General features: G+C 73.2%; 24 protein-coding genes. 9 read left to right on the top strand and 15 right to left on the bottom strand.

What is annotated here, in order from left to right; translation table 11 throughout:
* Positions 1 to 35: 35 nt before the first annotated feature.
* Entirely contained in the window at positions 36 to 449 is a 414-nt protein-coding gene (locus WAB15_RS24405) for a hypothetical protein (protein WP_399148665.1), read from the bottom strand.
* A 348-nt stretch (positions 450 to 797) separates the two neighbouring features.
* Between WAB15_RS24405 and WAB15_RS24400 the strand changes: the two genes are divergently transcribed.
* Positions 798 to 2,015, top strand: coding sequence for a helix-turn-helix domain-containing protein (locus WAB15_RS24400; protein WP_407287545.1), 1,218 nt, complete (start codon positions 798 to 800; stop codon positions 2,013 to 2,015).
* Between the two features lie 123 nt (positions 2,016 to 2,138).
* Positions 2,139 to 2,423, top strand: coding sequence for a hypothetical protein (locus WAB15_RS24395; RefSeq protein ID WP_407287544.1), 285 nt, complete (start codon positions 2,139 to 2,141; stop codon positions 2,421 to 2,423).
* 111 nt (positions 2,424 to 2,534) lie between these two features.
* Here the strand turns inward: WAB15_RS24395 and WAB15_RS24390 are convergent, their stop codons facing one another.
* The 4 genes from WAB15_RS24390 to mshA all read right to left on the bottom strand — a co-directional run bounded on the left by WAB15_RS24390 (position 2,535) and on the right by mshA (position 6,522).
* On the bottom strand, positions 2,535 to 3,479 hold the full coding sequence (locus WAB15_RS24390; RefSeq protein ID WP_407287543.1) for a class I SAM-dependent methyltransferase: 945 nt from the start codon (positions 3,477 to 3,479) through the stop codon (positions 2,535 to 2,537).
* On the bottom strand, positions 3,476 to 4,450 hold the full coding sequence (locus WAB15_RS24385; protein WP_407287542.1) for an NAD(P)/FAD-dependent oxidoreductase: 975 nt from the start codon (positions 4,448 to 4,450) through the stop codon (positions 3,476 to 3,478). Before WAB15_RS24385 ends, WAB15_RS24390 begins: the two co-directional genes overlap by 4 nt.
* 91 nt (positions 4,451 to 4,541) lie before the next feature.
* Positions 4,542 to 5,159, bottom strand: a complete 618-nt coding sequence (locus WAB15_RS24380) for a YbjN domain-containing protein (RefSeq protein ID WP_407287541.1) — start codon at positions 5,157 to 5,159, stop codon at positions 4,542 to 4,544.
* Complete coding sequence (mshA, locus tag WAB15_RS24375) at positions 5,152 to 6,522, bottom strand: D-inositol-3-phosphate glycosyltransferase (protein ID WP_407287540.1); 1,371 nt, start codon at positions 6,520 to 6,522, stop codon at positions 5,152 to 5,154. Before mshA ends, WAB15_RS24380 begins: the two co-directional genes overlap by 8 nt.
* Positions 6,523 to 6,691: 169 nt before the next feature.
* On the opposite strand from mshA, the gene WAB15_RS24370 reads away from it, so the two are divergent.
* Positions 6,692 to 7,537, top strand: coding sequence for a class I SAM-dependent methyltransferase (locus WAB15_RS24370; RefSeq protein WP_407287539.1), 846 nt, complete (start codon positions 6,692 to 6,694; stop codon positions 7,535 to 7,537).
* 94 nt (positions 7,538 to 7,631) lie between these two features.
* On the opposite strand, the gene WAB15_RS24365 is transcribed toward WAB15_RS24370, so the two are convergent.
* Positions 7,632 to 8,519 carry a helix-turn-helix domain-containing protein gene (locus WAB15_RS24365; RefSeq protein WP_407287538.1) on the bottom strand — a complete coding sequence of 296 codons (888 nt, stop codon included), beginning with the start codon at positions 8,517 to 8,519 and terminating at the stop codon, positions 7,632 to 7,634.
* Between the two features lie 146 nt (positions 8,520 to 8,665).
* Here WAB15_RS24365 and WAB15_RS24360 point away from each other — a divergent pair, with 146 nt between their 5' ends.
* Positions 8,666 to 9,673 carry an aldo/keto reductase gene (locus tag WAB15_RS24360; RefSeq protein ID WP_407287537.1) on the top strand — a complete coding sequence of 336 codons (1,008 nt, stop codon included), beginning with the start codon at positions 8,666 to 8,668 and terminating at the stop codon, positions 9,671 to 9,673.
* A 15-nt stretch (positions 9,674 to 9,688) separates the two neighbouring features.
* Here the strand turns inward: WAB15_RS24360 and def are convergent, their stop codons facing one another.
* Entirely contained in the window at positions 9,689 to 10,381 is a 693-nt protein-coding gene (def, locus tag WAB15_RS24355) for a peptide deformylase (RefSeq protein WP_399148675.1), read from the bottom strand.
* Between the two features lie 104 nt (positions 10,382 to 10,485).
* Here def and WAB15_RS24350 point away from each other — a divergent pair, with 104 nt between their 5' ends.
* Positions 10,486 to 11,061, top strand: coding sequence for a winged helix-turn-helix domain-containing protein (locus WAB15_RS24350; RefSeq protein ID WP_407287536.1), 576 nt, complete (start codon positions 10,486 to 10,488; stop codon positions 11,059 to 11,061).
* Between the two features lie 51 nt (positions 11,062 to 11,112).
* On the opposite strand, the gene WAB15_RS24345 is transcribed toward WAB15_RS24350, so the two are convergent.
* From WAB15_RS24345 to WAB15_RS24325, 5 genes are all read right to left on the bottom strand, one after another.
* On the bottom strand, positions 11,113 to 11,532 hold the full coding sequence (locus tag WAB15_RS24345) for an NUDIX hydrolase (RefSeq protein WP_399148677.1): 420 nt from the start codon (positions 11,530 to 11,532) through the stop codon (positions 11,113 to 11,115).
* Positions 11,533 to 11,544: 12 nt separating this feature from the next.
* Complete coding sequence (locus WAB15_RS24340) at positions 11,545 to 12,789, bottom strand: CHAD domain-containing protein (protein WP_407287535.1); 1,245 nt, start codon at positions 12,787 to 12,789, stop codon at positions 11,545 to 11,547.
* Positions 12,773 to 15,046, bottom strand: a complete 2,274-nt coding sequence (locus WAB15_RS24335) for an RNA degradosome polyphosphate kinase (protein WP_399148679.1) — start codon at positions 15,044 to 15,046, stop codon at positions 12,773 to 12,775. Before WAB15_RS24335 ends, WAB15_RS24340 begins: the two co-directional genes overlap by 17 nt.
* Before the next feature lie 317 nt (positions 15,047 to 15,363).
* The gene (locus tag WAB15_RS24330) at positions 15,364 to 16,446 is read right to left on the bottom strand and encodes an ABC transporter permease (RefSeq protein ID WP_407287534.1); all 1,083 of its coding nucleotides are present in this window, start codon (positions 16,444 to 16,446) and stop codon (positions 15,364 to 15,366) included.
* Positions 16,443 to 17,540: an ATP-binding cassette domain-containing protein gene (locus tag WAB15_RS24325; RefSeq protein WP_407287533.1), complete on the bottom strand. Its 1,098-nt coding sequence runs from the start codon at positions 17,538 to 17,540 to the stop codon at positions 16,443 to 16,445. The genes WAB15_RS24330 and WAB15_RS24325 overlap by 4 nt, the downstream gene beginning before the upstream one ends.
* 104 nt (positions 17,541 to 17,644) lie before the next feature.
* Here WAB15_RS24325 and WAB15_RS24320 point away from each other — a divergent pair, with 104 nt between their 5' ends.
* Positions 17,645 to 18,244: a GNAT family N-acetyltransferase gene (locus WAB15_RS24320; RefSeq protein WP_407287532.1), complete on the top strand. Its 600-nt coding sequence runs from the start codon at positions 17,645 to 17,647 to the stop codon at positions 18,242 to 18,244.
* Positions 18,245 to 18,319: 75 nt separating this feature from the next.
* Here WAB15_RS24320 and mshD read toward each other — a convergent pair whose 3' ends face one another.
* Positions 18,320 to 19,237 (bottom strand): mycothiol synthase, encoded by a 918-nt coding sequence (mshD, locus tag WAB15_RS24315; protein ID WP_407289286.1) that lies wholly within the window; start codon positions 19,235 to 19,237, stop codon positions 18,320 to 18,322.
* A 175-nt stretch (positions 19,238 to 19,412) separates the two neighbouring features.
* Here mshD and WAB15_RS24310 point away from each other — a divergent pair, with 175 nt between their 5' ends.
* Together WAB15_RS24310 and WAB15_RS24305 are read left to right on the top strand one after the other, a co-directional pair.
* Positions 19,413 to 21,224, top strand: a complete 1,812-nt coding sequence (locus WAB15_RS24310) for a bifunctional metallophosphatase/5'-nucleotidase (protein ID WP_407287531.1) — start codon at positions 19,413 to 19,415, stop codon at positions 21,222 to 21,224.
* 106 nt (positions 21,225 to 21,330) lie between these two features.
* A complete protein-coding gene (locus tag WAB15_RS24305; RefSeq protein ID WP_407289285.1) occupies positions 21,331 to 21,798 on the top strand; it encodes a DUF3574 domain-containing protein in 468 nt (155 codons plus the stop codon).
* 28 nt (positions 21,799 to 21,826) lie between these two features.
* On the opposite strand, the gene WAB15_RS24300 is transcribed toward WAB15_RS24305, so the two are convergent.
* Entirely contained in the window at positions 21,827 to 22,753 is a 927-nt protein-coding gene (locus WAB15_RS24300) for a phosphotransferase family protein (RefSeq protein ID WP_407287530.1), read from the bottom strand.
* A 75-nt stretch (positions 22,754 to 22,828) separates the two neighbouring features.
* Entirely contained in the window at positions 22,829 to 23,686 is an 858-nt protein-coding gene (locus WAB15_RS24295; RefSeq protein ID WP_407287529.1) for an SDR family oxidoreductase, read from the bottom strand.
* A gap of 200 nt (positions 23,687 to 23,886) precedes the next feature.
* On the opposite strand from WAB15_RS24295, the gene WAB15_RS24290 reads away from it, so the two are divergent.
* Positions 23,887 to 25,269, top strand: a complete 1,383-nt coding sequence (locus tag WAB15_RS24290) for a DUF2993 domain-containing protein (protein ID WP_399148687.1) — start codon at positions 23,887 to 23,889, stop codon at positions 25,267 to 25,269.
* Positions 25,270 to 25,282: the final 13 nt, after the last annotated feature.

Genomic DNA, 25,282 nt, shown 5'->3' with positions numbered 1-25,282 from the left:
GGCGCGGGCGAGCAGCCGTCCGTCCTCGCGCCGCGTCAGGCGATCTCGCCGTCGAGAGCTCCGGTGATCTTGCGGGCCATGTCGGCCATGGCGGGACCGGGCTCGCCCTTGTGGGCCCGGGTGGCCGCCTCGATGGCGACGGTGACGGTGCTGCGGAAGTTGTCGGCCTCCGCCGGGTCCTGCTTCTTGAGCAGGTCTATCGCCGCCGTCAGGGCCGGCAGCACGTGGTCGGCGATCTCGGCCACGGACTTGCCGTTCAGCTTCTCGATCTTCGACTTCTCGGCGAGCACGTAGCCGACCGAACCGGTCGCGGAGGCCAGGGCGATGGAGCCGTGGGTGGCGACCTTGTGGGGCGAGCCGGCGGCGTCGGCGGCGGCCAGCAACGAGACGGCGCCGTACGCGGCGGTCCGGAGGGTGTTCTTGTCCTGGACGGTCAGGGTGACGGACATGGTGGCGTGCTCCTTTGATTCTGCTTCGATTCCTGGTCTTCGCGGCGGTGGTTGACCACCCCCGCTTGCGTGACACCATCATGGCACACACATGGCGCCATAACGAGCCATTCATGGCGCCAGGTACGGTGTCACTGGCGCCACTCCCTGGCTATACCTCATAAATCTGCAGGTCAGAGGCCATGCCCCTCTGGTGCCAACGAGGCCAAATTCTCTGTGGACCCCATGGGGGGGTGGGATCGCGGAGCGGCGTGCGACGTATGCGGAGCAGGCGGTTGCCCGGCGGCGGGCGAGACGGTGGTGTGGCGGGCGTAGCGTGGTCGATACGTCCTTCTCGCGGGGGTGGCCATGGAGTGGAACCACGAGGAACCCGGCATCGGTGAGCGCATCGCCCGGCTGCGCGCACGCCGGAAGCTGACGCAGGAAGGCCTCGCCGAGCGGGCGGGCCTGTGTGTCGACATCGTCCGCAAGCTCGAACAAGGCGTGCGCCGGACGGCTCGGCTGACCACGCTCAACGCGCTGGCCAGGGCTCTGGACGTGGAGACGTCCGTGCTCGTCGGGCAGCCCAACACCTTCGAAGTACGCAGCGAGGGCGAGCAGCCGTCCGTCCTCGCACTGCGTCGGGCGATCTCGCCGGTGTCCGATCTGCTCGGTGACGATCCGGACCCCGAGGATCCGCCGGGTATCGCGGCGTTACAGGCGTCCCTGCGGTCGACCGAACGCATCCGGCGCGAGGGGCGGATGGCGGAGATCGGTGCGCTGCTACCGCAGTTGATCAGGGATGCGAAGGCCGTGGCCCGCGCCTCCTCCGGGAGCGAGGCGGCCGCGGCCCACTCGGTCCTGGCCGAGGCCTACCAGGTCGCGGCGACGACGCTGACGGCCCTGGGCAAGGAGGACGCCGCGTTCACCGCCCTCGAACGTGCCAGGGACGCGGCGGCGAGGGGGGACGACCCCCATCTGGAGACCGTCGGCTTCTCCAGTCTCGCCTGGGTGCTCACCAAGCAGGGGAGACTGGCCGACGCCGAACGTGTCGCGCTCCGTACCGCCGACCGGATCGAGCCCGGATTCCGGTCCGCGCCGGTCGAACTCGCGCTGTGGGGAATCCTGTTGTTGCGCGCGGCGACGGCCGCGGTCCGGCTGGACCGGAAGGACACCGTACGGGAGCTGCTGGCGATGGCCGGCGCGGCAGCCGCCCGCATCGGCACCGACCGCCTCGACTACGCGACGCCGTTCGGTCCGACGAACGTGGGCGTGGCGAAGGTCAACTTCCTGGTGGAGATGGCGGCGGGCGCCGAGGCCCTGCGCGCCGCGCGTACCGTCCCCGAACTGCACACCCTTCCGCCGACCTGGCGCGCGCGGTTCCACGTGGACCGCGCCCTGGCCTTCGCCGACCTCCACAAGGACGACGGCGCGGTACAGGCGCTGCTCACCGCCGAGCGCACCGCACCGGAGTGGATGCGCTACCACTCCACGAGCCGCCGCCTCGTGGCCGACCTCCGCAACCGTGAACGTCGGCGCACGTCCCCCCTGACGGAACTGGTCGACCGGCTGGACCTCGACGGGTAGGACACGGCGTCCCAGCCGCCGGGGAAAGTGGCACAGAGCGTCACTGTCGGACGCGCCAAGCCCTGCCTAGCGTTGCCGGCGCCGTCGAAGGCGACGGCCCACGCGAGCAGAAGGCAGAGAGCCATGACGACGCCCCCCACCCCCCGGCTGCTCCCCTCCACCGATCCGGACGGCAAGCCCAGCTACTTACTCACGGACCGGAACGACAGCTACGTCGCCCAGTACGCCGACAGCGTCGAGGCGTTGCAGCTCGGCATGTGCGTCGGGCTGTTGGCGCACGCGCGGGCGATGATCGGCGATCCGGCGGTGGACGCACGGCAGTTGCAGTTTCTGGCGGAGCAGCTGTGTGCGGCGCTGATGGACGCGGTGCGGATCGCGGAGCTGCGCGGGCGGTGCGGGGCGGGCTGACCGGGTCGCCGGGTCGGTCCGGTCGGCTCAGTTGGCCCGGCTGGCCTGGTCGGCCCGGTCGGCCGGTCGGCCTGGTCGGTGCCGGTCGGCCCGCCCCCGTACGCGCCGTGCTCAGGCCCCCGGCGCCGTGCCGAAGTGGACGGTCTTCGCGGTCAGGAGGAACAGGTCCGTGCGGTGGTCGACGCTCGCCGGGTCGGACGGGTCGAGGAGGCGGTCGAGGGTCGACAGGTCCTCGGTGTCCAGGAGGTCGGCGAGCACCTGGCGGCACCGCTCCAGGGACCCTCGTACGAACCGCCGTGGCCCCTCGGCCAGCGGTGCGGGGTGGTCGATGAGGAAGGTGCGGCTGCGGGCGTCGGTGAGTCCGGCGGCTCGCAGCATGCCGGGCCAGTCCTCGACCACCGCCACCGAACCGGGCAGCTCGGCCCGCATCCGGCCGAAGCGTTCCGCCATCGCGACATCGAGCCGTTCCTGCAGCCCGCAGCGTCCGAAGCCGAGGTCGCGGGGGAGCCAGCGGGGTGGCAGGCCGCCCTCGACGACGGCCAGTACACCGCCGGGTTCGAGCAGTCCGGCCAGCTGGTTCAGTACGCCCTGCTGGTCTCCTACGTGGTGGACGGCCTGCCCGGACCACACCAGGTCCGCCGGGCCCAGGTCGGCGAGCCCCGCGGGGAACTCGGCCACCTGGGTCCGCAGCCGGACGCCGAGCCGCTCGGCGCGCTGTTCGGCGCGGGCCAGCAGCTCCGGAGCGCCGTCCACCGCCGTGACCTCGGCGTCGGGGAAGACCGCCGCCAGTCGGCAGGCCGCGACGCCCGGGCCGCTGCCGATGTCCAGGATCCGGCGCGGAGTCGGCTGCGCCAGTTCGGCGAGGGCCTGCCGGACGTAGGGGCTGTGGGTCTCGCCTTCGAGCTCCAGCAGGTCGGCCATCGCGGCCCAGTCGAAGTCGTCATTGTCGTGGGTGTGGTGGCTGCTGTGGCTGCCGTGGCCGGCGTGGCTTGTGTGGCCGTGGTCGTCGTGGCTCGGGTGGCCGTGGTCGCCGTGGCCGTGGTCGTCGTGGGTCATCGCACCTGCTCCAGTCGCTCGTGATCCGCCAGTTCGTGTTCGGCCAGGTCTTCCTCGATGAGGTCCATGTTCACCGCGAGTGCCGCCTTGGCGCCGCCGGCGGCCGCGGTGACCACATGGGCGCCGAGGTCGACCGCGTTGCCGGCCGCCCAGACGCCGGGCACGCTGGTCAGCCCGCTGGGGTCGGTACGGACCCGGCCGTCCTCGTCGCGTGCGCAGCCCAGGCCGGTGAGCAGCTCGTCGCGGGGTACCGGCCGGGTGGGCACGAAGAGCGCGGACCTCGCCACGACGGTGCCCTCCGCCAGCCGTACGCCGCGCAGTGCGTCGTCTTCAACGACCAGGCCGCCGACCGCGCCGTCCACGATCCGTATGCCGCGGGCGGTCAGCCGGGCGCGGTCGGTGTCGGCGAGGGCCTCGGCGAAGCAGACCACGTCGTCCGACAACTGCCGCACCAGCAGCGCCTGATGCACCGCCGCCGCCTCCCGGCCGGCCACCGCGAGCACACCCAGCGGCTGATCGCAGACCTCCCAGCCGTGGCAGTACGGGCAGTGCAGCACCTCGCGCGCCCAGCGCTCGCGCAGGCCCGGGATGTCGGGGAGCTCGTCGCGCAGGCCGGTCGCCACGATCACCCGGCGGGCGAGCACCGTGCGGTCGGCCAGTTCGGCCTCGAAGGCGAGGCGGCCGGGGCTGCCTTGGCGGTCGGGGCGGCCGTGGGTCCTGCGCAGGGCGCGCACCTCGCCCGCCACGACCCGTCCGCCGTACCGCTCGACCTCCGCCCGGCCGGCGGCCAGCAGTTCCGCCGGCGGTGTGCCGTCCCGGGAGACGAATCCGTGCACCTCCCGGGCGGGCGCGTTCCGTGGGTCGCCGGAGTCGATCACCAGCACACGGCGGCGGGTCCGGGACAGCATCAGCGCGGCGTTCAGCCCGCCGGCGCCGCCCCCGACGATCAGTACATCCAGTACGTCTTCCATGGTGGAGCACCTCCTGGCGCCGACCATGCGCCCGGCGGTGCTCGGCGGGCAAACCTTGTTGCCGTTTCTGCAACAGGGCCGCCCGGGAGGCTCAGGCCTCGGTGGCCTCGGTGGCCTCAGAAGCCTCGGTGGTGTTCTCGCGCGTCAGATGCGCGAACGCCTCCAGGTTGCGGGTGGACTCGCCGCGGGCGACCCGCCAGGCGTACTCCTTGCGGATGGCGGTGGCGAAGCCCATCTCCAGGAGGGTGTTGAAGCTGCCGTCGGCGTTCTCCAGGACCGTGCCGAGGATGCGGTCGAGTTCGTCGGGGGTGACGGCGGCGAGCGGGAGCTTGCCCACCAGGTAGATGTCGCCGAGCCGGTCGATCGCGTAACTCACGCCGTAGAGGCGGGTGTTGCGTTCGAGCAGCCAGCGGTGCACGGCCTCGTGGTTCTCGTCGGGGTGGCGGACGACGAAGGCGTTGATGGACAGCGAGTGCCGGCCGACGATGAGGGAACAGGTCGTGGAGAGCTTGCGGGTGCCGGGGAGCTTGACGACGTAGCTGCCGTCGGAGGGGGATTCCCATTCGAGGCCGGCGTCCGCGAGAGCCGCCTCGATCACTTGTCGTGCCTGTTGCGCCTGTTGCACCGATCCCACCTGCCGCACCCGTCCCGTCTGTTGCGCATGTCGCACCGATCCCACGTCCCGCGCCTGCCGTGCGCGGTCAGCCATGCGCCGATCGTAGGTGACGCCGCCTCTCCTGCATCGCCGCGGTGTAGACCTCGCCGGTCGCCGCGGCGGCGGTGTCCCAGCCGAAGGACTGGGCGTGCCGGGCGGCGTCGGTGCCCATGCGGGTGGCCAGGGCGGGGTCGTCGACGAAACGGCGCAGGGCGCGGGCGTAGTCGGCGGGGTCGTGGCCGGCGACGAGGAAGCCGCTGACGCCGTCGCGTACGGCCACCGGGAGGCCGCCGACCGCGGCCGCGACGACGGGGGTGCCGCAGGCCTGGGCCTCGATCGCGACCAGTCCGAAGGACTCGCTGTAGGAGGGCATGACCAGGACGGATGCGGCGCGGTACCAGTCGGCGAGCTGCTCCTGGCCGACCGGGGGACGGAACTGCACCAGATCCGCGATGCCCAGCCGGGCGGCCAGCTTCTGCAGGCCCTCGGGCTTGGCCAGGCCGCTGCCGCTGGGCCCGCCGACGACGGGCACGACCAGGCGGGAGCGCAGCGAGGGGTCCTCGGCCAGCAGCGCGGCGGTCGCGCGCAGCAGGATGTCGGGGGCCTTCAGCGGCTGTATTCGCCCGGCGAACAGCGGGATGACCGCGTCCTGGGGCAGGCCCAGGCGGGCGCGGGCGGCGGCCCTGCTGCCGGCGACCTGGCCGCCGTCGGGCCGGAAGCGGTCGAGATTGACGCCGGGGTGGACGACGGCGACCTTGCCGCGCTCGGCGTCGTAGTGCCGCACCAGCTCGTCCGCCTCCTCGGCGGTGTTGGCTATCAGGCGGTCCGCGGCCCGGACGATCTGTGTCTCGCCGATCACCCGGGCGGCCGGCTCGGGGGTGTCGCCGACGGCCAGCGCGGCGTTCTTGACCTTGGCCATGGTGTGCATGGCGTGCACCAGCGGGACGCCCCAGCGCTCGGCGGCCAGCCAGCCGACGTGGCCGGAGAGCCAGTAGTGCGAGTGGACCAGGTCGTAGTGGCCGGGGCGCTGGCCGGCCCAGGCCTGCATCACGCCGTGGGTGAAGGCGCACAGCTGGGCGGGCAGGTCCTCCTTGGCCAGGCCCTCGTACGGGCCGGCGTCCACATGCCGTACGAGGACGCCGGGGGCGAGCTCGACGGTGGGCGGGAGGGTGCCGGTGGTGGCGCGGGTGAAGATCTCCACCTCGATGTTGATCGAGGCGAGCTTCCTGGCCAGCTCGACGATGTAGACGTTCATGCCGCCGGCGTCGCCGGTGCCGGGCTGGTGCAGCGGCGAGGTGTGGACGCTGAGCATGGCCACGCGGCGGGGCCGGCGGGGCCCGCCGGGCAGACGCAGTCGTCCCTGGCCCGGGAACGGGCCGTGCGGTCGGCTGCGGAGCCGGGACACGTATTGGCTCACGTCGGGCTACCTCCTAGGCAGGGGCGGGTGGCACGCCTCCGCCCCGGTGCAACAACGGACCCCGGCCATCCCTTCCCGTCCGGCGCCCGGTCTGCGTACTTTGCCAAAGCGTGACCATAGAACGTGGCCGAATTCAGCGGTTCGCCGGGCACCCCATACTCTCGAAGCCATGGCCCGCCGCCCCTCGCCGCCCTCCTTCTCCGCCGCCGCGGCGGCGCCCGCCCCTGCGCGGCCCGTCGGAAACGTCACCCGTGGGACCACCAACCCCAACCGGCTGCGCCGCATGGACCGCTGGATAGCCGCCGAGCACGGCGCCGAGCTGCGCCGCAGCGCCGACCCGGTCGCGGTCGACCTCGGCTACGGCGCCGCGCCCTGGACCGCGGTGGAGCTGCTGGGCCGGCTGCGCACGGTCCGGCCGGACGCCCGGGTCGTCGGCGTCGAGATCGAACCGGCGCGGGTCGAGGCCGCCCGGCCGTACGAGCGGCCGGGGCTGGACTTCGTCCACGGCGGCTTCGAGGTGCCGCTGCCGGGCGCCCGGGGGCGGGCGCCGGTGCTGATCCGGGCGGCGAACGTGCTGCGGCAGTACGACGAGGACGAGGTGGCCGCGGTCTGGCGGCGGCTGTGCGCCCGACTGGCGCCCGGCGGGCTGCTGGTGGAGGGCACCTGCGATGAGATCGGGCGGCGGCACGTGTGGGTGGCGCTGGGTCCCGAGGGGCCCCGCACGGTCACCTTCGCCACCCGGCTCGGCTCCCTTGACACCCCCTCCGACCTGGCAGAACGCCTCCCCAAGGCGCTGATCCACCGGAATGTGCCGGGCGAGCCGGTGCACGCCTTCCTGCGGGACTTCGACCGCGCCTGGGCGAGCGCCGCCCCGCTGGGCGCCCTGGGCGCGCGCCAGCGGTGGCTCTCCGCCGTGGCGGCCCTGGCGGCGGACTGGCCGCTGGCCGGCGACCCGCGGCGGCGGCGCCAGGGCGAGGTCACGGTGCGCTGGGAGGCGCTGGCTCCGCGCGGGTAGCGGAGGCGGAAGCCGAACCGCCGCTCAGGCCGCCCCGGTCCTCCCGGGCCTCCGACCGAGGCTCACGCCTCCCCGGTCCCGCCCCGGCCCCGGCTCAGGCCGCCCCCGCCGAGGCCGCTTCGACCCGTGCCGGAGTCGCGGCCGGCCGCGCTCCCAGTTCCCGCAGCCGCCGCTCGGTCTGCGACCCCCGCGCGGCCGTGTACGTCACCAGCGACTGGTCCTCGTCGGTGCTCAGCCGGAAGCTCTCGAAGGTCACGTCGAGCTCGCCGACCTCCGGGTGCAGGATGCGCTTGGTGCCGCGCAGGCACTCGCGCACCGACTGCGACTCCCAGATCCGCCGGAACTCCGCGCTGTGCGCCAGCAGCTCGTTGACGACCTCGCAGATCCGCACGTCGTCGGGGTGCCGGCCGCTGTCGGCGCGCAGGTTGCCGACCACCTCGACGGCCTTGGCCTCCCAGTCCGGATGCAGGGCGCGCGCCTCGGGGTGGAGGAAGACCAGCAGGGCGCTGTTGCGGCGGTCCGGCGCGAGCTCCTCCAGGTCGAAGGCGACCCGGCCGCCGAGGGTGTTGAAGGCGAGGATGTCCAGGCCGCGGCCGATCACCATGGCCGGGACGGTGGTGTCCATGGCGTCCAGGAGCTGGCGGACCTCGGGCCGTACGGTCTGGCCGACGGGGCCCGCGCAGCAGTCCGCCGTGCGCCGGCGGGGCGCCGCGACATTGCGCAGATACGTCACCTCGCCGCCGGACAGCCGCAGCGCCCGCGCGATGGCGTCCAGGACGGAGTCGGAGATGGCCTGCGCACGGCCCTGCTCGATCCGGGTGTAGTAGTCGACGCTGATGCCGGCGAGCTGGGCGACCTCCTCGCGCCGCAGTCCGCGCACCCGCCGGCGGCCGACCCCGCCGGGCAGGCCGAGGTCGGCCGGGTCGAGCGCGGCGCGGCGCGCCTTGAGGAAGGAGCTGATCTCGATTTCCGCGTGCAGCATCCGTCCAGTATGCGACGCACCGCCGGCCGGGTGGTTCCGCCGGACCCAGGCTGCGACGGGCCTGGTCCGCTCCCCCTAAGCGCACCAAGGTGGTCGGCACACCCCTTCGGAGGGACGTATCCCGGGGGACGGACAAGGAGTGAGTCATGCAGCGCAGGATCCTCGGCGGCACCGGCGTCTCGGTCAGCGAGTACGCACTGGGCACGATGATGCTCGGCGCCTGGGGCAACACCGACCACGACGAGTGCGTGCGCCTGGTGCACCGGGCGCTGGACGCCGGCATCAACTTCGTCGACACCGCGGACGTCTACGCCGCCGGCGAGTCCGAGGAGATCGTCGGCAAGGCGCTCAAGGGCCGTCGCGACGATGTCGTGCTGGCCACGAAGTTCTTCAACTCGATGGGCCCGGACGCCAACCACGGCGGCAATTCCCGCCGTTGGATCGTCCGCGCGGTGGAGGACAGCCTGCGCCGGCTGGGCACCGACCACATCGACCTCTACCAGGTGCACCGCCCCGACCCCACCACCGACATCGACGAGACCCTCTCGGCCCTGTCGGACCTGGTGCGCGCCGGCAAGGTCCGGGCGATCGGCACCTCGACCTTCCCCGCCGAGCAGATCGTGGAGGCCCATTGGGCCGCCGAGCGCCGCGGCCATGTCCGCCCGCGTACCGAGCAGCCGCCGTACTCGATGCTGGCGCGCGGTGCGGAGAACGCGGTGCTGCCGACCGCGCAGCGCTACGGCATGGGCGTGCTGACCTGGGGCCCGCTCAGCGCCGGCTGGCTCTCCGGCCGTGCTCTGTCGGCCAGTTCGCGGGCCGGTCTGGAATCGGGGAAGTTCGACCTCTCGGTCCCGGAGAACGCCCGCAAGGCGGAGGCGGTCGCCGCCCTGTCCGAGGTCGCCGCGGACGCGGGCCTGTCGCTGCCGCACCTGGCGACCGCGTTCGTCCGCAGCCACCCGGCGGTGACGTCCGTCATCATCGGCCCGCGCACCCTCGACCAGCTCGACAGCCTGCTGGAGGGCTCCCAGGTCACCCTGGACGCGGAGGTCCTGGACCGGATCGACGCCATCGTGCCGCCCGGCACCGACCTCAACCGGGCGGACAGCTACTACCTGCCGCCGGCCATCGAGGACGCGTCGCTGCGGCGGCGGTAGGCGAACCGCCGCGTCTCACCGCCCCAGACCGGCGGCCTTCTCGGCACGTCGCGCGAAGACCTCCTCCCGGCGGTCCTCCATCTGCCGCAGCGCGTCCTTGCGGTCGGCCTTGGAGAGCCGGTCGAGGTAGGTGTGACCGACGAGGTGATCGCTCTCATGCTGGAGGCATCGGGCGAAGTAGCCCGTCCCCTCGACGACGAGCGGGTTGCCGTCCTTGTCGAACCCGCGGACGACGGCACGATCGGTACGGGGGACCGACATGGTGGCGCCGGGCACGGACAGGCAGCCCTCGGAGTCGTCGACGAGTCGGCGGCCACCCGCCTCGGGCAGTTCCAGGACCGGGTTGACGAGGTGGCCGACGTGCCGCACCCCCTCGTCGTCCGGGCAGTCGTAGACGAACAGCCGCAGGTCGACGCCCACTTGGTTGGCCGCCAGGCCGGCGCCGGTGGCCACGTACATCGTCACGAACATGTCGTCGATCAGCGCCGACAGCTCCGGCGTCCCGAACTCGGTCACCTCCCGGCACGGGCGGCCGAGGACCTCCTCGCCGACCACCGTGACCCGGCGCACCGCACCCCGTTCCGCCTCCGGTGGCAGCGCCGGATACGAGTCGACGGGACGGCCCTGCAGTCGGACTCGCCGGTCCACGGGACGGGACCGCTCACGACGAAGAGGTAAAGGCACAGCTGTCTCCCCTGTTTCACGCATGCCGCAGAGGCCACGGCGGTCGCCGCGACCCGATTCGCTTCCGTCAGGACAAGATCCAGGACCAGTACTTGCCAGGAACTTTGCAAAGTAGCACTCTTTGCAAAGTGACTGAAGACGACCTCACCACTCCGGACGGCCCGACCGGCGGCACGGGCGCGGGACTGCGCGAGCACGAGGTCCGCGCGGCCCTGCTGGACCTGCTCGCCGAAGTCGGCACCGTCACGGCGACCGAAGCCGCCTCCCGGCTGGGCTACAGCTCCGGCCTCTGCTCCTTCCACCTGCGCCAACTCGCCCGCCACGGCTACCTCGAAGAGGCCCCGCGCAGCGGTGGCCGCGCCCGCCCCTGGCGCCTGAAGCAGCACACCCCCGCCGGCGGTCCCACGGAGGATCAGTTCGGCGACCTGGCCCGCGGACTGGAGGACGAGAGCTGGCGGCGCTGGCTGGCCCGGCGCGACCAGGCACCGCCCGAGTGGCGCCACGACGAGGCCTTCAGCGCCGTCGCCTACCTGACCCCCGACGAGATGAGCCGCGTCGCGGAGACGATCCGCCGGGCACTCGCCCCCTACCGCGACCGCGAACAACGCCCCCTGGCCCGCCCCGACAACGCCCGCCCGGTGGCCCTCATCACCCGGCTGTTCCCGCTGCTTCCGCACACGGAGGGCGAGGGAGAGGGGGGCTGAGGGGGGCGCCGGGTGCTGCGTCCCCCCTGGGGAAGCGCAGCGCCCGCGAACTCAGGCCAGATGCAAAGACGCCAACAGCGCGTCCACCAGGGGGCGGTCGCGTTCGTGGGTCAGGCGGGTGCGGGCCTCGGCGGGTGGGAGCCAGACCAGGAGGTCGACCTCGGGGTTCGGGGTGAAGGCGCCGGCGACGGCCTCGGCGGCCCAGTAGCGGACCTGCTTGGGGCGGCCGCCGGCGAGGTAGACGGCGGTCGGCAGCGGGGAGCCGAGGCGGCAGTCCATGCCCGTCTCCTCCGCCACCTCGCGCACCGCGCCGGCCAGGGGGTTCTCGCCGCGCTTGAGCTTGCCCTTGGGGTGGGACCAGTCGTCGTACTTGGGGCGGTGGACGAGGCCGATCTCCAGCCCGTCCTCGGACGCCGCGCGGCGCCACAGCACACAGCCGGCGGCCCGTACCGGCTTCTGAGGGGCGGTCACCGGCACACCCCCTCAGCCCCTGGGCGCCCTGGACAGCCACACCCGGCCGAAGGCGAACCGGGCCGCCTCCACCTGATGGCGCTGATCGGCGTGCAGCACCCCCAGGGCGTAGGCCGTGGCGGGGGCGATGCGGGGGGTGCGGGCCGCGGCGGCGGCAGCGGCGGCGGCCTCCGCGGCGTCGCGGTGGCGCTCCAGTGCCCGGGCAGCCTCCAGGAGCCGGGAGTCGGCGCGCTCCGGCGCGATCACCTCCTGGGCGTAGCGGCTCAGCCGCACCAGGAGCCGGACCTGGTGCCAGGGCGCGTCCTGGCGGTGGTCGGCGGTCAGCGCCTCGGCGTTGTACGGGTACCCCGCACGCGACAGCGGCAGCGCCGCGACCGCCTCCGTCAGCCGCCGGTGCGCCTGCTCGGCGAGCGGCGGCAGCACCTCGGCGGCCGGCAGCTCCGCGGTCGTACGGGCCGGCGGCGCCTCGGAGGCGAGCACCGCGACGGAGTCGGCGACGGCGTGGAAGCGGGAGGAGCCCAGCGCCTGCAGCGCGGCGGAGTGGGCGCGGGTGCGGGCGAGGGTGAGCTGGCGGTCCAGCAGCGCCCCGGCCCGCGCGGCACCGGCCGACAGCGCGGCGTCGGGATCCGTCTCGGAGGAGGGGGCGGCGGCCGACGGCTCCGGGGAGGTGCCGGAGGGTACGGGGCGTTGTCCCGCGGCCGTCCGGTCGGTGCGCTTGCCTCGTTCGCCCCGGCCGCCCCGTTCGCCGCGTGCGGGCCGCTCGGGCCGTTCCCCCCGGCCCGTCAGCCGCTGCAGCGCCGCCATCAGCCGCTCGCGGCGGGCCTCGCAGACCTGCTCGCGGGCGAGGGCTCCGGACAACCAGCCCAGTTCGGCGGTGAGTTGGTCGGCCCAGGCCTCCTCCGTCAGCGGGCGGAAGGTGTGCAGGGTGGCGCTGATCCGGCGGGCGGCACGGCGCAGCTGGCGGGCGGCCTCGCCGGCGCCTTCGGCGTCCGGGCCGCTCTCGCGGTGCAGCCGCAGACTGCGCAGGAACTCCGCGGACTGCTGGTGCAGATAGCCGGCGAGCACCTCCTCGGCGGTCCCGGCCGGGCCGGCGCCCACAACGGAGTCGGCGCCTGGGGCGGCATCGGTTGCCTCGGCGTCGGCGCCGTACGGCCCGTCCACCACCGCGGCACGGGCTCCGGGCGCCCCGCCGGGCTCGTATCCGACACCGAGGAGACCGGCCGGCCCCCCGATCGGCTGGTCATGTCGCTGGGCCACGCCGGCGCCTCCGGGCGTCAATGAGCATTTCCTGTACGTTGCGCAGCGGCGCGCCGTCCGCGTCCACCGCGCGCCGGTTCCAGTCGCCGTCCGGGCCCAGGTGCCAGGAGGACGTGGAGTCCGCCGTCCCGGTCTCCAGCAGCCGGTTGAGCGAGGCGCGGTGGGCCGGGTCGGCCACCCGCACCAGCGCCTCGATCCGCCGGTCCAGATTCCGGTGCATCATGTCGGCGCTGCCCAGCCACACCTCGGGTTCGCCGCCGTTGCCGAAGACGAAGACCCGGGAGTGCTCCAGGAAGCGGCCGAGGATGCTGCGGACGCGGATGTTCTCGCTCAGGCCGGTGACTCCCGGGCGCAGCGCGCAGATGCCGCGCACCCAGATGTCGACCGGTACACCCGCCTGCGAGGCGCGGTAGAGGGCGTCGATGACGGCCTCGTCGACCATCGAGTTGACCTTGATGCGGACGTAGGCGGGGCGGCCCGCGCGGTGGTGCGCGGCCTCCTTGTTGATGCGCTGGATCAGGCCGTCCCGCAGGGACTTGGGGGCGACCAGGAGCCGGCGGTAGGTCTCGCGGCGGGAGTAGCCGGAGAGCCGGTTGAAGAGGTCGGAGAGGTCCGCGCCGACCTGCGGGTCGGCGGTCAGCAGGCCGAGGTCCTCGTACAGCCGGGCGGTCTTGGGGTGGTAGTTGCCGGTTCCCACGTGGGAGTAGCGGCGCAGCATCTCGCCTTCCTGGCGGACGACCAGGGAGAGCTTGCAGTGGGTCTTGAGGCCCACCAGGCCGTAGACGACGTGGCAGCCGGCCTCCTCCAGCTTCCGCGCCCACTTGATGTTGGCCTGCTCGTCGAACCGGGCCTTGATCTCGACCAGGACGAGGACCTGCTTGCCGGACTCGGCGGCGTCTATCAGGGCGTCGACGATCGGCGAGTCCCCGGAGGTGCGGTAGAGCGTCTGCTTGATCGCCAGGACGTCGGGGTCGGAGGCGGCCTGCTCCAGGAAGGACTGCACGGAGGTGGAGAAGGAGTCGTAGGGGTGGTGCAGCAGGACGTCGCGCACGCGCAGGGCCGCGAAGATGTCGGGGGCGGAGGCGGACTCCACCTCGGCGAGGTCGCGGTGGGTGCCGGCGACGAACTTGGGGTACTTCAGCTCGGGCCGGTCCAGCGCTCCTATGCCGAACAGGCCGGTCAGGTCCAGCGGGCCGGGAAGCGGGTAGACCTCGGCGTCGGAGATCTTCAGCTCCTGGACCAGCAGGTCGAGTACGGCCGGGTCGATGGACTCCTCGACCTCCAGGCGGACCGGCGGTCCGAAGCGCCGCCGCATCAGCTCCTTCTCCAGCGCCTGGAGGAGGTTCTCCGCGTCGTCCTCCTCCACCTCCAGGTCCTCGTTGCGGGTGACCCGGAACATGTGGTGCGCGCGCACCTCCATGCCCGGGAACAGCTCCTCCAGGTGGGCGGCGATGACGTCCTCGATGGGGACGTAGCGCTGCGGGGAGGCCTCCAGGAAGCGGGAGAGCAGCGGCGGCACCTTGACCCGCGCGAAGTGGTCGTGGCCGCTGACGGGGTTGCGGACGACGACGGCGAGGTTCAGCGAGAGGCCGGAGATGTAGGGGAAGGGGTGTGCGGGGTCCACCGCCAGCGGGGTGAGCACCGGGAAGATCTGCTGGCGGAAGAGGGTGAACAGGCGGGCCTGCTCCTTCTCGGTCAGCTCCGGCCAGCGGATCAGATGGATGCCCTGTTCGGCGAGCTCGGGGGCGATGTCCTGCTGATAGCAGGCGGCGTGCCGGGCCATGAGCTCGCGCGAGCGCGTCCAGATCTGCTCCAGCACCTCGCGGGGCTGCAGGCCCGACGCGGAGCGGGTGGCCACGCCCGTGGCTATCCGCCGCTTGAGGCCGGCGACCCGGACCATGAAGAACTCGTCGAGGTTGCTGGCGAAAATCGCCAGGAAGTTAGCCCGTTCGAGGAGGGGGGTGGCCGGATCCTCGGCCAGTTCGAGCACCCGCTCGTTGAAGCCCAGCCAGCTGCGCTCGCGGTCCAGGAAGCGGCCGCCGGGCAGCTCCTCGCCGTCCGCGCCCACCACGCCCTGGTCCTCGTACGCGTCCGGATCGGCGTCCAGGTCCGGCTCCAGGCCCGGCACCGTCCCGCGGACCGCGTTCGGGCGGTGCGCGGCGATGGAGCCCACGGAAGGCTGGGCCGACGGGGCCGGGGGCTTCGTGGTCGGCATCTCGGGCTGGACCTGGGCCTGAGCGCTGGGCTGCTGGTTCATGGCCTTATTCTTCCGCTTCCCCGGGGTTCCAGGCGCGTCAGGAGGAGGCGGCGCGAGACGGAGCCTCGGGTTGGGGACGTTCGGCACAGCGGGCTGCATTCAGTGATGCTCGCAAGCAACATTGAATCACTGGTAACGCGGATATGGCGGACAGGCAATCGGGGTGCCACGGGCGGGGGCGGACGCGGGCCCGGGTGCCGCCTCCCGGTGCCTTCCGGGTGTCCCTCGGGGCCGCCAAGATAGCGGCCGTGACGGCGGGGCGGGAGGGCGCCCGGCCGCCGCCTCGGCCGCCGGGGCGGGAGGAGCCCGGCGGTGTCTCAGCCGTGCCGGCGGCGCATCACCCGGAAGGCGACCGCGGTCAGGGCCGCCGCCACCGCCAGGACGAGCCCGGCCTCGATCCACGCCAGCGGCCAGTGGTGCGCCACCGGGTGCTGGTCCAGGAACCGGCCGGTGACCTCGTGCTCGCGCAGGCAGGCGGCGTAGTCGCCGTCGGGCCGGCAGCCCATGTCCTCCGCGCTCAGCCGGGCGCCGGAGCGGGTGGTGTGGCCCTCCCCCAGGACCCAGCTGTCGTCCGGCGCCCGAGTCGCCGCGTCGCGCCCGAACTCGGTCGTGGTGACCGGCATCAGATACGGCCTGAGCAGGTGGAACGCGGACTGCAGCACGATCATGGCGGCCAGTGTGAGGGCCATCGACGCGACCGTACGGCGCAGCAGCAGACCGGTCAGCGTCCCCACCGCCAGGCCCAGCAGGGCGTAGGCGACGGGTATCGGGCCGAGCGAGCCGAAGCCGAGAGTGGAGTACCAGTAGGAGCCGGAGACCTCGTCGCCGCCGACCTGCCAGAGCCAGGCGAAGACCGCCGAGAGCCCCGAGGTCGCGGCGAGCACGACCAGCGCCGGCAGCGCGAGCTTCGCCGCGAGCCAGCGCAGCGGGCCGACCGACTGGGTCAGTACGAGCTGGTGGGTGCCGGCCTCCAGCTCGCGGGCGATCAGCGGCGCGCCGAGGAACACGCCGATCAGCGCGGGCAGCAGCACCAGCCCCAGCTCGGCGAGCTGGAGGGACGAGTGGTAGGCCGCGCGGAAGGCGCCGACCGCCTCCTGGGTGCCCTCGCAGCGCGGGACCAGGGAGATCAGCGAGCAGCCCGCGAGGTGGTGGGCGTCGATGAACCCGGCCATCCGGCCGCGCAGCACCGCGCCCCAGACCGCGGCGGCGGCCGATCCGGCGAGCAGTACGCCCAGGACCAGGCGGTGCTGCCGCCAGACCAGCCAGGCCAGGCCGCGCGGCGAAAGGCGGCGGCCCGCCGTCCGGCGGCCGGCCGGGTCGCCCGGCCCGTCGCCGTGGCCCGTGCCGCCCGCATCGGGCCCGCTCCCGTTCGCCGTGAGGTGTGCCGTGGTGCCGGTCATGCCGCCGCTCCCTTGCCGCTGTGTTGGTCGTGGCCGATGCGTGGTGCGCCGCCCGGCGGGCCGGGCCGGCCGGGTGCCGCGTTGCGCGGCATACCGGGGATGCCGGGCCGGTGCCCGCGGGTGCCGCCGAGGAGGCGGCGCGGGCGCGGGGCGGCCGGCTCCCCGCCCGGCGCGTTCGGCGCGGGCACGTCGGGGGCCCGCAGATAGGCGAGCAGAAGCTCCTCGACGGACGGCTCCGCCACCTCCCAGGGCCCGGGGGCGATCGCCCCCTCGGGCCGTATGAGCGCGGTGAAGTGACGCCCGGTCAGCTGCGCGTCGACGACCGGGTGGGCGGCGATCCGGGGCGGCAGCCCCTCGCCCCGGCGCTCCCCCATCACCAGGGCGTGCGCCCCGACGGCGTCCTCGGCCGCGCCCGCGAGCCGGATCCGGCCGCCGGCCAGCACCAACAGGTGGTCGCAGAGCCCGTCCAGTTCGGCGAGCGGCGGCGAGGTCAGCACGACGGTCGTGCCGTACTCGGCGGCCTGGGCCAGCAGCAGCGCGGCGACCTGGTGCCGGACGAGCGGGTCGGCGTGCGCCGGCAGGTCGTCGAGCAGCAGGAGTTCGGGCTGCCGGGCGAGGGCCAGGGTGAGCGCGAGGTGGGCGCCCCGTCCGGCGCACAGGGCGCCGACGCGGGCGTTCAGGGGAAGCCGGCCGGCGCGCACGATCTGCTCGGCGCGCCGCTCGCTCCAGTGCCCGGGGGCCAGCTCGCGGCCCAGCCGCAGCGTCTCGGCGACCGTCAACCGGGGGGAGAGCGGCCCGCCTTGGGCCACCCACGCGACCTTGGCGCGGCCGGCCGGGCCGGACCCGTTCGCGCCGCCGATCCGCACCGTGCCCTCGGTGGGGCGCACCAGCCCGGACGCGAGCGAGAGCAGGGTGGTCTTGCCGGCGCCGGCCGGCCCGACCAGTGCGCAGATACGGCCGGCCGGCAGCCGGAAGGTGCAGTCGCGCAGTGCCCAGCGGCGGCGGTGGCGCTTGCCGAGGCCGATCGCCTCGACGGCGGTGCGGTCCGCGGCGCGGCCGGTCGCCTCGTAGCCGCCCACCGGGCGTATCGCCATCCCCCGAGCCCCCTGCCCCATCCCCGCCCCATTCCACTAATGAAGTAGTGGAAGCGTGCGGGAAGTGGGCTGCACCTGTCAACCTCGAGTCCTACGCTGGCCGCGTGCCCATACCTTCCGAACCCCCCGCGCCGCCGCTGCCGTACACCCCCGACTACCCGATCCGCACCGCACGACTGGATCTGCGCCCCGTCACCGCCGACGACTTCGCCGCGATCCACACCTACCAACGGCGCCCCGAGGTCTGCCGGTACCTGTACTGGGGCCCCCTCGACGAGGCCGGGTCCCGTGACTCCGTCGCCGCCAAGACCACCCGCACCACGCTGCGCGACTCCGGCGACGTCCTCCAGCTCGCCGTCGTCGTCCGCGAGACGGGCACGCTGGTCGGCGACGTCACCTTCGTCTACACCAGCCGCGAGCACCGCCAGGGCGGCATCGGCTATGTCTTCAACCCCGAGCACTCCGGGCGGGGTTACGCCACCGAGGCCAGCCGCGCGCTGCTGGAGCTGGGCTTCGAGGAGCTGGGACTGCACCGCGTCCAGGCCGAGTTGGACGGCCGCAACACCGCCTCGGCCCGGCTCCTGGAACGGCTGGGGATGCGCCGCGAGGGCCATCTGCGGGAGAACGAGTTCCTGGACGGCGAATGGACCGACGAGGTGGTCTACGCGATGCTGGCGCGCGAGTGGCGGGCCCAGCGGGGTTGAGGGCGTCGAACGACGAGCGGGGCGGGCCCTTGGTGGCCCGCCCCGCCGTCTCTCACCTCTGCGCGTCCGCGCCCGTCACGTCTCCGAGCGGTACATCAGATCCGTCTCGTGCGTGACGAACCCCATCCGCTCGTACACCGTCACCGCCGCCACGTTGTCCGCGTCGACGTACAGCATCGCCGTCGGCAGCCCCTGCCCCGCCAGATGCCGCAGTCCGATCGAGGTCAGCGCCTTGCCCAGGCCGCCGCCCTGGGCTCCGGGCCGCACCCCGAGCACATAGACCTCGCCCAGGCCCTCGTCGGCGTGCACCTTGGTCCAGTGGAAGCCGACCAGCCGGCCGCCCTGCTCCGCCAGGAAGAAGCCCTTCGGGTCGAACCACGCCTCGCCCTTGCGGTCCTCCAGGTCGCGCTGGGTCAGCGAGCCCTGCTCCGGGTGGTGGGCGAACGCCTCCGCGTTCACCTCCAGCCAGGCCGCGTCGTCCGTGCCCGGCTGGAACGTCCGTACCGACACGCCCTCGGGGAGCACCGGCTCGGCCAGCTCCAGATCCGCCAGCGGGCGCCGCATCTGTCGCAGCTCCCGGAACATCGTCAGCCCCAGGGTCTGGGCCAGGTGCCGGGCGGCCGGATGCCCGCCGTGGGCCCAGACCCGCAGCCGGCGCCCGGACTGCTCCAGCAGCTCGCCGCCCAGCGCCCGGCCGTGCCCGCGACCGCGGAACCCGGGGTGCACCACCAACTCGGCGGCCGGCGCCTCCACCGGGTCGGTGTCCTCCAGCTGCCCGTACGCGACCAGCTCCTCGTCCTCTTCCCCGCGCGCGTACACCAGCACATGCCGCACGCCCTCGCGCGGCCCGCCCCGCAGCTGGAGCCGTCCCTGCTCGGACACGGCCGGCTGCCCGTCCGTGCGCGCGGCCCGCTCGATCAGCTCCAGGACGGCCGCGGCCCCTTCCGGCCCGAGCTCGTCGACCACCTGGATCCGGCGGCCGGTGCGTCCCATCTCCTGTGCAGCGTCAGTCATGTCTGAAGCGTACGACTCGACCGGAGCCGCGCAGGGGTGCCACCCACGCTCCCGCCGTTCCCCGGCAACCAGCCCGTAACCCCGCACCCCCTGTTGCGCTACGCGCGTCAACCGTATGCTGCCGTCCGCTCAGGTACATCCAGGAGGGGAACCCATGCCAGCGACACCGCAACGGCGCCGCACCGTACGAAGATTGACGATCGGCGCCGCCGCCCTGGCCGCCGCGGCGGGCCTCGCCGCCACCGCCCTACCGGCCGGCGCCGACACCGGCCCGGCGGAGCGCTCCGGCCGGACCGTCGACGTACAGCTGCTCTCCTTCAACGACTTCCACGGCAACCTCGAACCGCCGCAGGGCTCCTCCGGCACGGTCGAGGAGCTCCAGCCGGACGGCACCAAGAAGGCCGTCCCGGCCGGCGGCGTCGAGTACCTGGCCCAGTCCCTGCGGACGGCCCGCAAGGGCCACCCCTACTCGGTCACCGCGGCCGCCGGTGACATGGTCGGCGCCAGCCCGCTGCTGTCCGGGCTGTTCCACGACGAGCCGACCATCGAGGCCATGGACAAGCTGGGCCTGGACGTCACCTCCGTCGGCAACCACGAATTCGACGAGGGCCGCGCGGAGTTGACCCGCCTGCAGAAGGGCGGCTGCCACCCGAAGGACGGCTGCTACGAGGACGGCAGGAAGTTCCAGGGCGCCGGCTTCCCGTACCTGACCGCCAACGTCACGGACGAGAAGACCGGCAAGCCGCTGCTCAAGCCGTACACCGTCTGGCAGCACAAGGGCGTCAAGATCGGCTTCATCGGCGTGACGCTGGAGGGCACCCCCGACATCGTCAACGCCGACGGCATCAAGGGCCTGAAGTTCCACGACGAGGTCGCCACGATCAACAAGTACGCCAAGGTGCTGAACAAGCAGGGCGTGAAGGCGATCGTGGCCCTCATCCACGAGGGCGGCATGCCCGCCTCCACCTCCTACAACTACAAGTGCGACAGCCCCGGCCCCGGCGACGGCATCTCCGGCCCGATCACCGAGATCGCCAAGCACGTCACCCCCCGGGTCGACGCCCTGGTCACCGGCCACACCCACCAGGCCTACGCCTGCACCATCCCCGACCCCTCCGGCCGGCCGCGCACCGTCACCTCCGCCGCGTCCTACGGCAAGCTCTACACCGACACCACGCTGACCTACGACCGCCGCACCGGCGACATCGTGCGCACCAGCGTCAAGGCCCCCGGCGCGGTCAACCACGTCGTCGACCGCACCCAGCCCAAGGCCGCGGACATGACGTCGCTGATCGCCCGTTGGAACAAGCTGGCCGCCCCGGTCGCCGACCGCCCGGTGGGGCACATCTCCGCCGACATCGCCGGCCGCGGCGCGAACGCCCCCGAGTCCCCGCTCGGCGACGTCATCGCCGACGCCCAGCTCGAAGCCACCAAGGCGGCCGACAAGGGCGGCGCCCAGCTCGCCCTGATGAACCCCGGCGGCGTCCGCTCCGACCTCGCCTTCCCGGCGTCCGGCTCGGAGGGCGACGGCGTGGTCACCTACGGCGAGGCGTTCACCGTCCAGCCCTTCACCAACATGACGAACGTCGTCGACCTCACCGGCGCCCAGCTGCTGACCGCCCTCCAGCAGCAGGTCAGCGGCCCCAACGAGGCCTCCCCCAAGATCCTCCAGGTCTCCGACGGCCTCACCTACACCCTCGACATGACCAAGAAGGGCGCCGACCGCGTCGTCAAGGACTCGATCAAGCTGAACGGGGCGGCCCTGGACCCCGCCAAGACCTACCGCGTCGCCATGAACGAGTTCCTGGCCGGCGGCGGCGACGGCTTCCCCGCCTTCAAGGACGGCCGGAACAAGTACGTCGGCCCCTCCGACCTCGACGCCTTCACCGGCTACCTGACCGCCCACTCCTCGGCGGAGCGGCCCCTCACCCCGCCCAAGGCGGACCGGATCACCGTGCTGAAGTAGCCGCGGGCGGCCCGCAGTAGCTCCGGGGGCTTCCTCTCGTTATCCGGCCGAGCACCCCGCTCGACCGGTCCCTCGAGAGGAAGCCCCCTTGCGTTCCCTGCGCACGATGTCCCAGCACGCCCGTGGGCGGTTGGCCGTACTGGCCGTGTCCACCGTCCTGCTCGGCGCCGCGTCCTCCGCCGCGGCTCCCGCCGTGGCTCCGGGGCGCGCGCCCGTCTCGCAGCCGCCGCTGCCGGCCCACGGCAGCCCCTATATCGAGACCAGCCTGTTCTTCGGCACCGCCCGCCCCGACGGCGGTCCCGCGGTCACCGACCGGCAGTTCCGTGCCTTCGTCGACGGGTTCGTCACCCCGCGCTTCCCCGACGGCCTGACCGTCCAGGCGGGCCGGGGCCAGTACCGCGACGCGCACGGCACCATCGAACGCGAGCGCTCCTACGAGCTCACCCTCTTCTACCCCACCTCGCAGGCCCGCCGGCACGACCCCGCGATCGAAGGCATCCGCCGCGCCTACGCCCAGCGCTTCGGCCAGGAGTCGGTGGCCCGCGTCGACGACCGGGCGCTGGTGGACTTCTGAGCCCCGCGCCCGCCCGGCTCGCTTGCGTTCACCGCGTCCCGAACCACCGCTCCGCCAGCGACTCCAGGGTCGCCTCGGGCGGGGCGGGCAGTTGGCGCAGGTACCAGGGGAGATTGCTGTGCACGTGCAGCAGCGTGTAGGCCAGCAGCTCGCGGGGCGCGAAGTGTGCGCCGTAGGCGGCGAAAACGCGGGACAGCAGGCGGGGATCGGCGCAGGAGACGAAGAGGCCCACGGCGACGAAGTCGTACGCGCGGTGCCCGATCATGGCGGGCTCGAAGTCGAGGAGTCCGGTCAGCCGCCAGTCGTCGGCCTCCTCGACCGTCAGATGCCGGCGCATGAACTCGGTGTGCAGGAGGGCCGCGGGCGGCTGCGCGGGCAGCGCCACGGAGTCGAGGAAGTCGGGGATCTGCTCCAGCCAGGGCTCCGGGAGCCCGCGGGAGCGCTGCTGTTCGACGGCCGCGGCGCGTCTGCGGCCGAGGAAGACGCCCCAGTCGCCCGGGCCCAGGACGTCGGTGAGCGGTGCGGGGTCCAGGGCGTGCAGCGCGGCGAGGGTCTCGCCGGACTCGGTGGCGATGCGGTCCTGTTCGGCGCGGGGGATGCGGGGCCAGGCGACGGCCAGGTCGGTGCCGCGCAGCCGGGACATCAGCACATAGCGCCATCCGTTGACGTACTCGCCGGAGTCGTGGACGTAGGGCGTGGGAACGGGGAGCCGCCCCTGGAGGTGGGACAGGACCCGGGCCTCGGTGACCGCGTCGTCGGCGCCGGCGGCGGGGAAGAGCTTGAGCACATAGCGGTCCCCGACGGCGTACACCGGCTGCGAGCCGACGGCAAAGCGGTCCAGGGGCGCGTCCGGCAGCCCCAGCCGCTTGCAGAGCTCGGCGGCCCCCGGCCGCATCACCGCTTCATCGGGGACGACCGCGTCCCACTCGTCGTCCGTGTCCACGCGAGGCAGCATGCGCGGACGGTAAGGCGGCAAGAGCCCGCAGAGCAAAGGGTTTTCGCCCGGCGAGAGGCCCTGGCCGCCGGCCGCTCAGGAGAAGTCGGCGGCGTGCTCCCTCGCCCACTGGGCGAAGGTGCGGGCCGGGTGGCCCGTGACGCGTTCGACGGCGTCGGAGAGGGCGAAGGGCGGGGCGTCGACGGTCCCGCCGAACATCCGGACCAGTTCCCGGGCGGCCTCCTTGGGCAGGTGCGGGCCGGACATCGCCTCGACCGCCTCGTCCTCCGAGATCCGCTCGACGCGGGTCTCGCGCCCGATGGCCCGGCCGATCTCGGCGACCTGCTCGGCGACGGTCATCGGCTCGGGGCCGGTGACCAGGTAGGCCCGGCCCAGATGGGCGCCGGTGCGGTCCAGGAGGGCGACGGCGGCGACATCGGCGAGGTCGGCCTCGTGGACGGGGACGCCCCGGGCGCCCGGGTGCGCATCGCGCACCACACCGGACTCACGGATCGACGGGGCCCAGGCGAGGGTGTTGGTGGCGTAGTTGGCGCCGCGGACGAAGGTCCACTCCAGGCCGGAGTCGCGCACCGCGCGCTCCAGGGCTGCGTGCATACGGGAGATGAAGTTGGTCTCGTCGGCGGGGGTGTCGGTCACCCCCATGGAGGAGTTGAGGACGATCCGGCGGACGCCGGCCTTGGCGGCGGCGTCGATCAGTCGGGCCGCCGCCCCGTCACCACCGGCCGCGAGGTTGAGGAAGAGCGCGTCGGCGCCGGCGAGGAGCGGTGCGAGGTCGTCGGCGCCGTTGAGGTCGGCGCGGACCACCTCCGCCTCGGCCGGCAGCGCGGCGCGCGCCGGGTCGCGGGTCAGCGCGCGTACCGCGGCGCCTTCCGCGAGGAGCCGGTCGACGAGGCGGCGGCCGATATTGCCGGTCGCTCCGGTTACCACGATCATGGGGACCACCTTCGGAGAAAGGGGAATGCGGCCTTCCGAGAGGGCCGGTTCCGCGGTCGGGCAAGAGGAGTGACGGTAGTTCAGGTCCGCTCGACGGGCGCGGCAATTTTCTACCAAGGCGGAGTGGACAACCCTCACTTATCCGACTTACCCACAGTTTGAGTTGCGTTCAAGGCCCGTACTCATGGTGGGATGTTCGGATGCGAACCCCCATACGCATACCTTCACCCTCGCCGGCATCCGCTGATCGGCCCCCGTCCGATTCCCCGGTGCCGGGTGCCGCAAACGACCTCACCGGCGACACCAGAAAGCTTGAACCGGTCAATCCGTATGCGGATCTGGCGGCCCTCGCCGACCCCGAGCCGGACCCGGCGGCCGAACTCGACGAGGAATTCGGCACGTTCGACGGCCCCGGATCCGTCCGCCGCCGCACCTACCTCAACGAGCGCGACGACAGCGACGACCCGCTGGGCCTGGGGCTGCGCGCGGACGACGAGGACGAGGCCTGGACGCGGCCCAACCACCGCCGCACCAAGCGCGGCATCAGCCGCTTCGCCGCCGTCCCGATCACCGTGAAACTGCTGGTGGCGGTGCTGGTGTGCACCGCGTTCCTCAGCCTCTTCGACCGGTTCGCCGTCCTGTACGCACAGGACAAGGCCGCGGAGAAGCTGAAGGACGCGATGCATCTGAACGCCACCCCGGAAGTCGACATCCGGGGATTCCCGTTCCTCACCCAGGTCCTGGGCAAGAGCGTCGACCAGGTGCACGTCACCATTCCCGATGTCGCCGCCGACCGGGTATCGCTGGCGAAATTCGAGGCGACCGCGAACGACGTACGCCTCGACGGCGATCTGCCCACCTCCATCAAGGGCGCCACGATCGGCTCCATGCGCGGCACCGTGCTGCTCGCCTTTGACGACATGAATCGCGAACTGGGCGCCTCGCAGGTGAAATTCAGTGAGCTGGGCCACAATTCCATCCGCGCGGACGGGCAACTGCCGATCGCCGGCCACGCATTGCGCGTACAGGCCGAGGCGCGCATTCAGCGGGCCGGCGACCGCGGTATCTCCACCGAGATCAGCCGGATGCGCCTGGACATCGGCGATGTCGCCGTCTACCGCCCCGGCACCGGCAAGGAGGAGGGCCTGCGGCTGACCCGCAAGGCCGCCGCCGACCTCAGCCGGCAGGCCGCCAAGGTCAAGTCGATGCTGTCCGTCCCGGCGATCGCGGACCGGATCGGCATCCCCCGGCCGTACATCGAAGAGGCACTGCGCAACGAGGAGAAGCTGCACGAGCTGACCGGGTCGCCGCGCTTCGTCGAGCAGCTGATGAAGGTCAACCTCGTCGACGTGGTGATCGACCACCCCTGGCTGCTGGAGAAGGTCGGCATCGACCCCAACATCCTCGGCGCCCTCAGCGGGCTGACCAAGCCGCAGCTCGCCGACCGGCTGTCGCTGTCCTTCCGGCTTCCCAAGACGCCCGGCGACGTCCGGCTGCGCAATATCTCCGTCGAGCAGGACGGCATCCGGGCCGAGCTGTCGGGGTCGAACCTCCCGTTCGGGGACGCGGCGAAGAAGAAGTAGCGACGAGGGCGGG

This window comes from Streptomyces sirii (assembly GCF_045690365.1).
GTDB classification, from domain to species: Bacteria; Actinomycetota; Actinomycetes; order Streptomycetales; family Streptomycetaceae; genus Streptomyces; species Streptomyces sirii.
Note: the sequence above shows the minus strand (reverse complement) of the source record. Positions and strands in the feature narration are given on the sequence as shown.

Excerpts from the sequence above, each read along its gene's own strand:
- WAB15_RS24405 (WP_399148665.1), bottom strand. The coding sequence starts at position 449 with ATGTCCGTCACCCTGACCGTCCAGGACAAGAACACCCTCCGGACCGCC.
- WAB15_RS24305 (WP_407289285.1), top strand. The coding sequence starts at position 21,331 with ATGTCCCAGCACGCCCGTGGGCGGTTGGCCGTACTGGCCGTGTCCACC.
- def (WP_399148675.1), bottom strand. The coding sequence starts at position 10,381 with ATGCGTGAAACAGGGGAGACAGCTGTGCCTTTACCTCTTCGTCGTGAG.
- WAB15_RS24395 (WP_407287544.1), top strand. The coding sequence starts at position 2,139 with ATGACGACGCCCCCCACCCCCCGGCTGCTCCCCTCCACCGATCCGGAC.
- WAB15_RS24325 (WP_407287533.1), bottom strand. The coding sequence starts at position 17,540 with ATGGCGATACGCCCGGTGGGCGGCTACGAGGCGACCGGCCGCGCCGCG.
- WAB15_RS24335 (WP_399148679.1), bottom strand. The coding sequence starts at position 15,046 with ATGAACCAGCAGCCCAGCGCTCAGGCCCAGGTCCAGCCCGAGATGCCG.
- WAB15_RS24370 (WP_407287539.1), top strand. The coding sequence starts at position 6,692 with ATGGCCCGCCGCCCCTCGCCGCCCTCCTTCTCCGCCGCCGCGGCGGCG.
- WAB15_RS24295 (WP_407287529.1), bottom strand. The coding sequence starts at position 23,686 with ATGATCGTGGTAACCGGAGCGACCGGCAATATCGGCCGCCGCCTCGTC.
- WAB15_RS24365 (WP_407287538.1), bottom strand. The coding sequence starts at position 8,519 with ATGCTGCACGCGGAAATCGAGATCAGCTCCTTCCTCAAGGCGCGCCGC.
- WAB15_RS24390 (WP_407287543.1), bottom strand. The coding sequence starts at position 3,479 with ATGACCCACGACGACCACGGCCACGGCGACCACGGCCACCCGAGCCAC.
- WAB15_RS24360 (WP_407287537.1), top strand. The coding sequence starts at position 8,666 with ATGCAGCGCAGGATCCTCGGCGGCACCGGCGTCTCGGTCAGCGAGTAC.
- WAB15_RS24385 (WP_407287542.1), bottom strand. The coding sequence starts at position 4,450 with ATGGAAGACGTACTGGATGTACTGATCGTCGGGGGCGGCGCCGGCGGG.
- WAB15_RS24310 (WP_407287531.1), top strand. The coding sequence starts at position 19,413 with ATGCCAGCGACACCGCAACGGCGCCGCACCGTACGAAGATTGACGATC.
- WAB15_RS24400 (WP_407287545.1), top strand. The coding sequence starts at position 798 with ATGGAGTGGAACCACGAGGAACCCGGCATCGGTGAGCGCATCGCCCGG.
- WAB15_RS24290 (WP_399148687.1), top strand. The coding sequence starts at position 23,887 with ATGCGAACCCCCATACGCATACCTTCACCCTCGCCGGCATCCGCTGAT.
- WAB15_RS24330 (WP_407287534.1), bottom strand. The coding sequence starts at position 16,446 with ATGACCGGCACCACGGCACACCTCACGGCGAACGGGAGCGGGCCCGAT.
- WAB15_RS24380 (WP_407287541.1), bottom strand. The coding sequence starts at position 5,159 with ATGGCTGACCGCGCACGGCAGGCGCGGGACGTGGGATCGGTGCGACAT.
- mshD (WP_407289286.1), bottom strand. The coding sequence starts at position 19,237 with ATGGGACGCACCGGCCGCCGGATCCAGGTGGTCGACGAGCTCGGGCCG.
- WAB15_RS24300 (WP_407287530.1), bottom strand. The coding sequence starts at position 22,753 with ATGCTGCCTCGCGTGGACACGGACGACGAGTGGGACGCGGTCGTCCCC.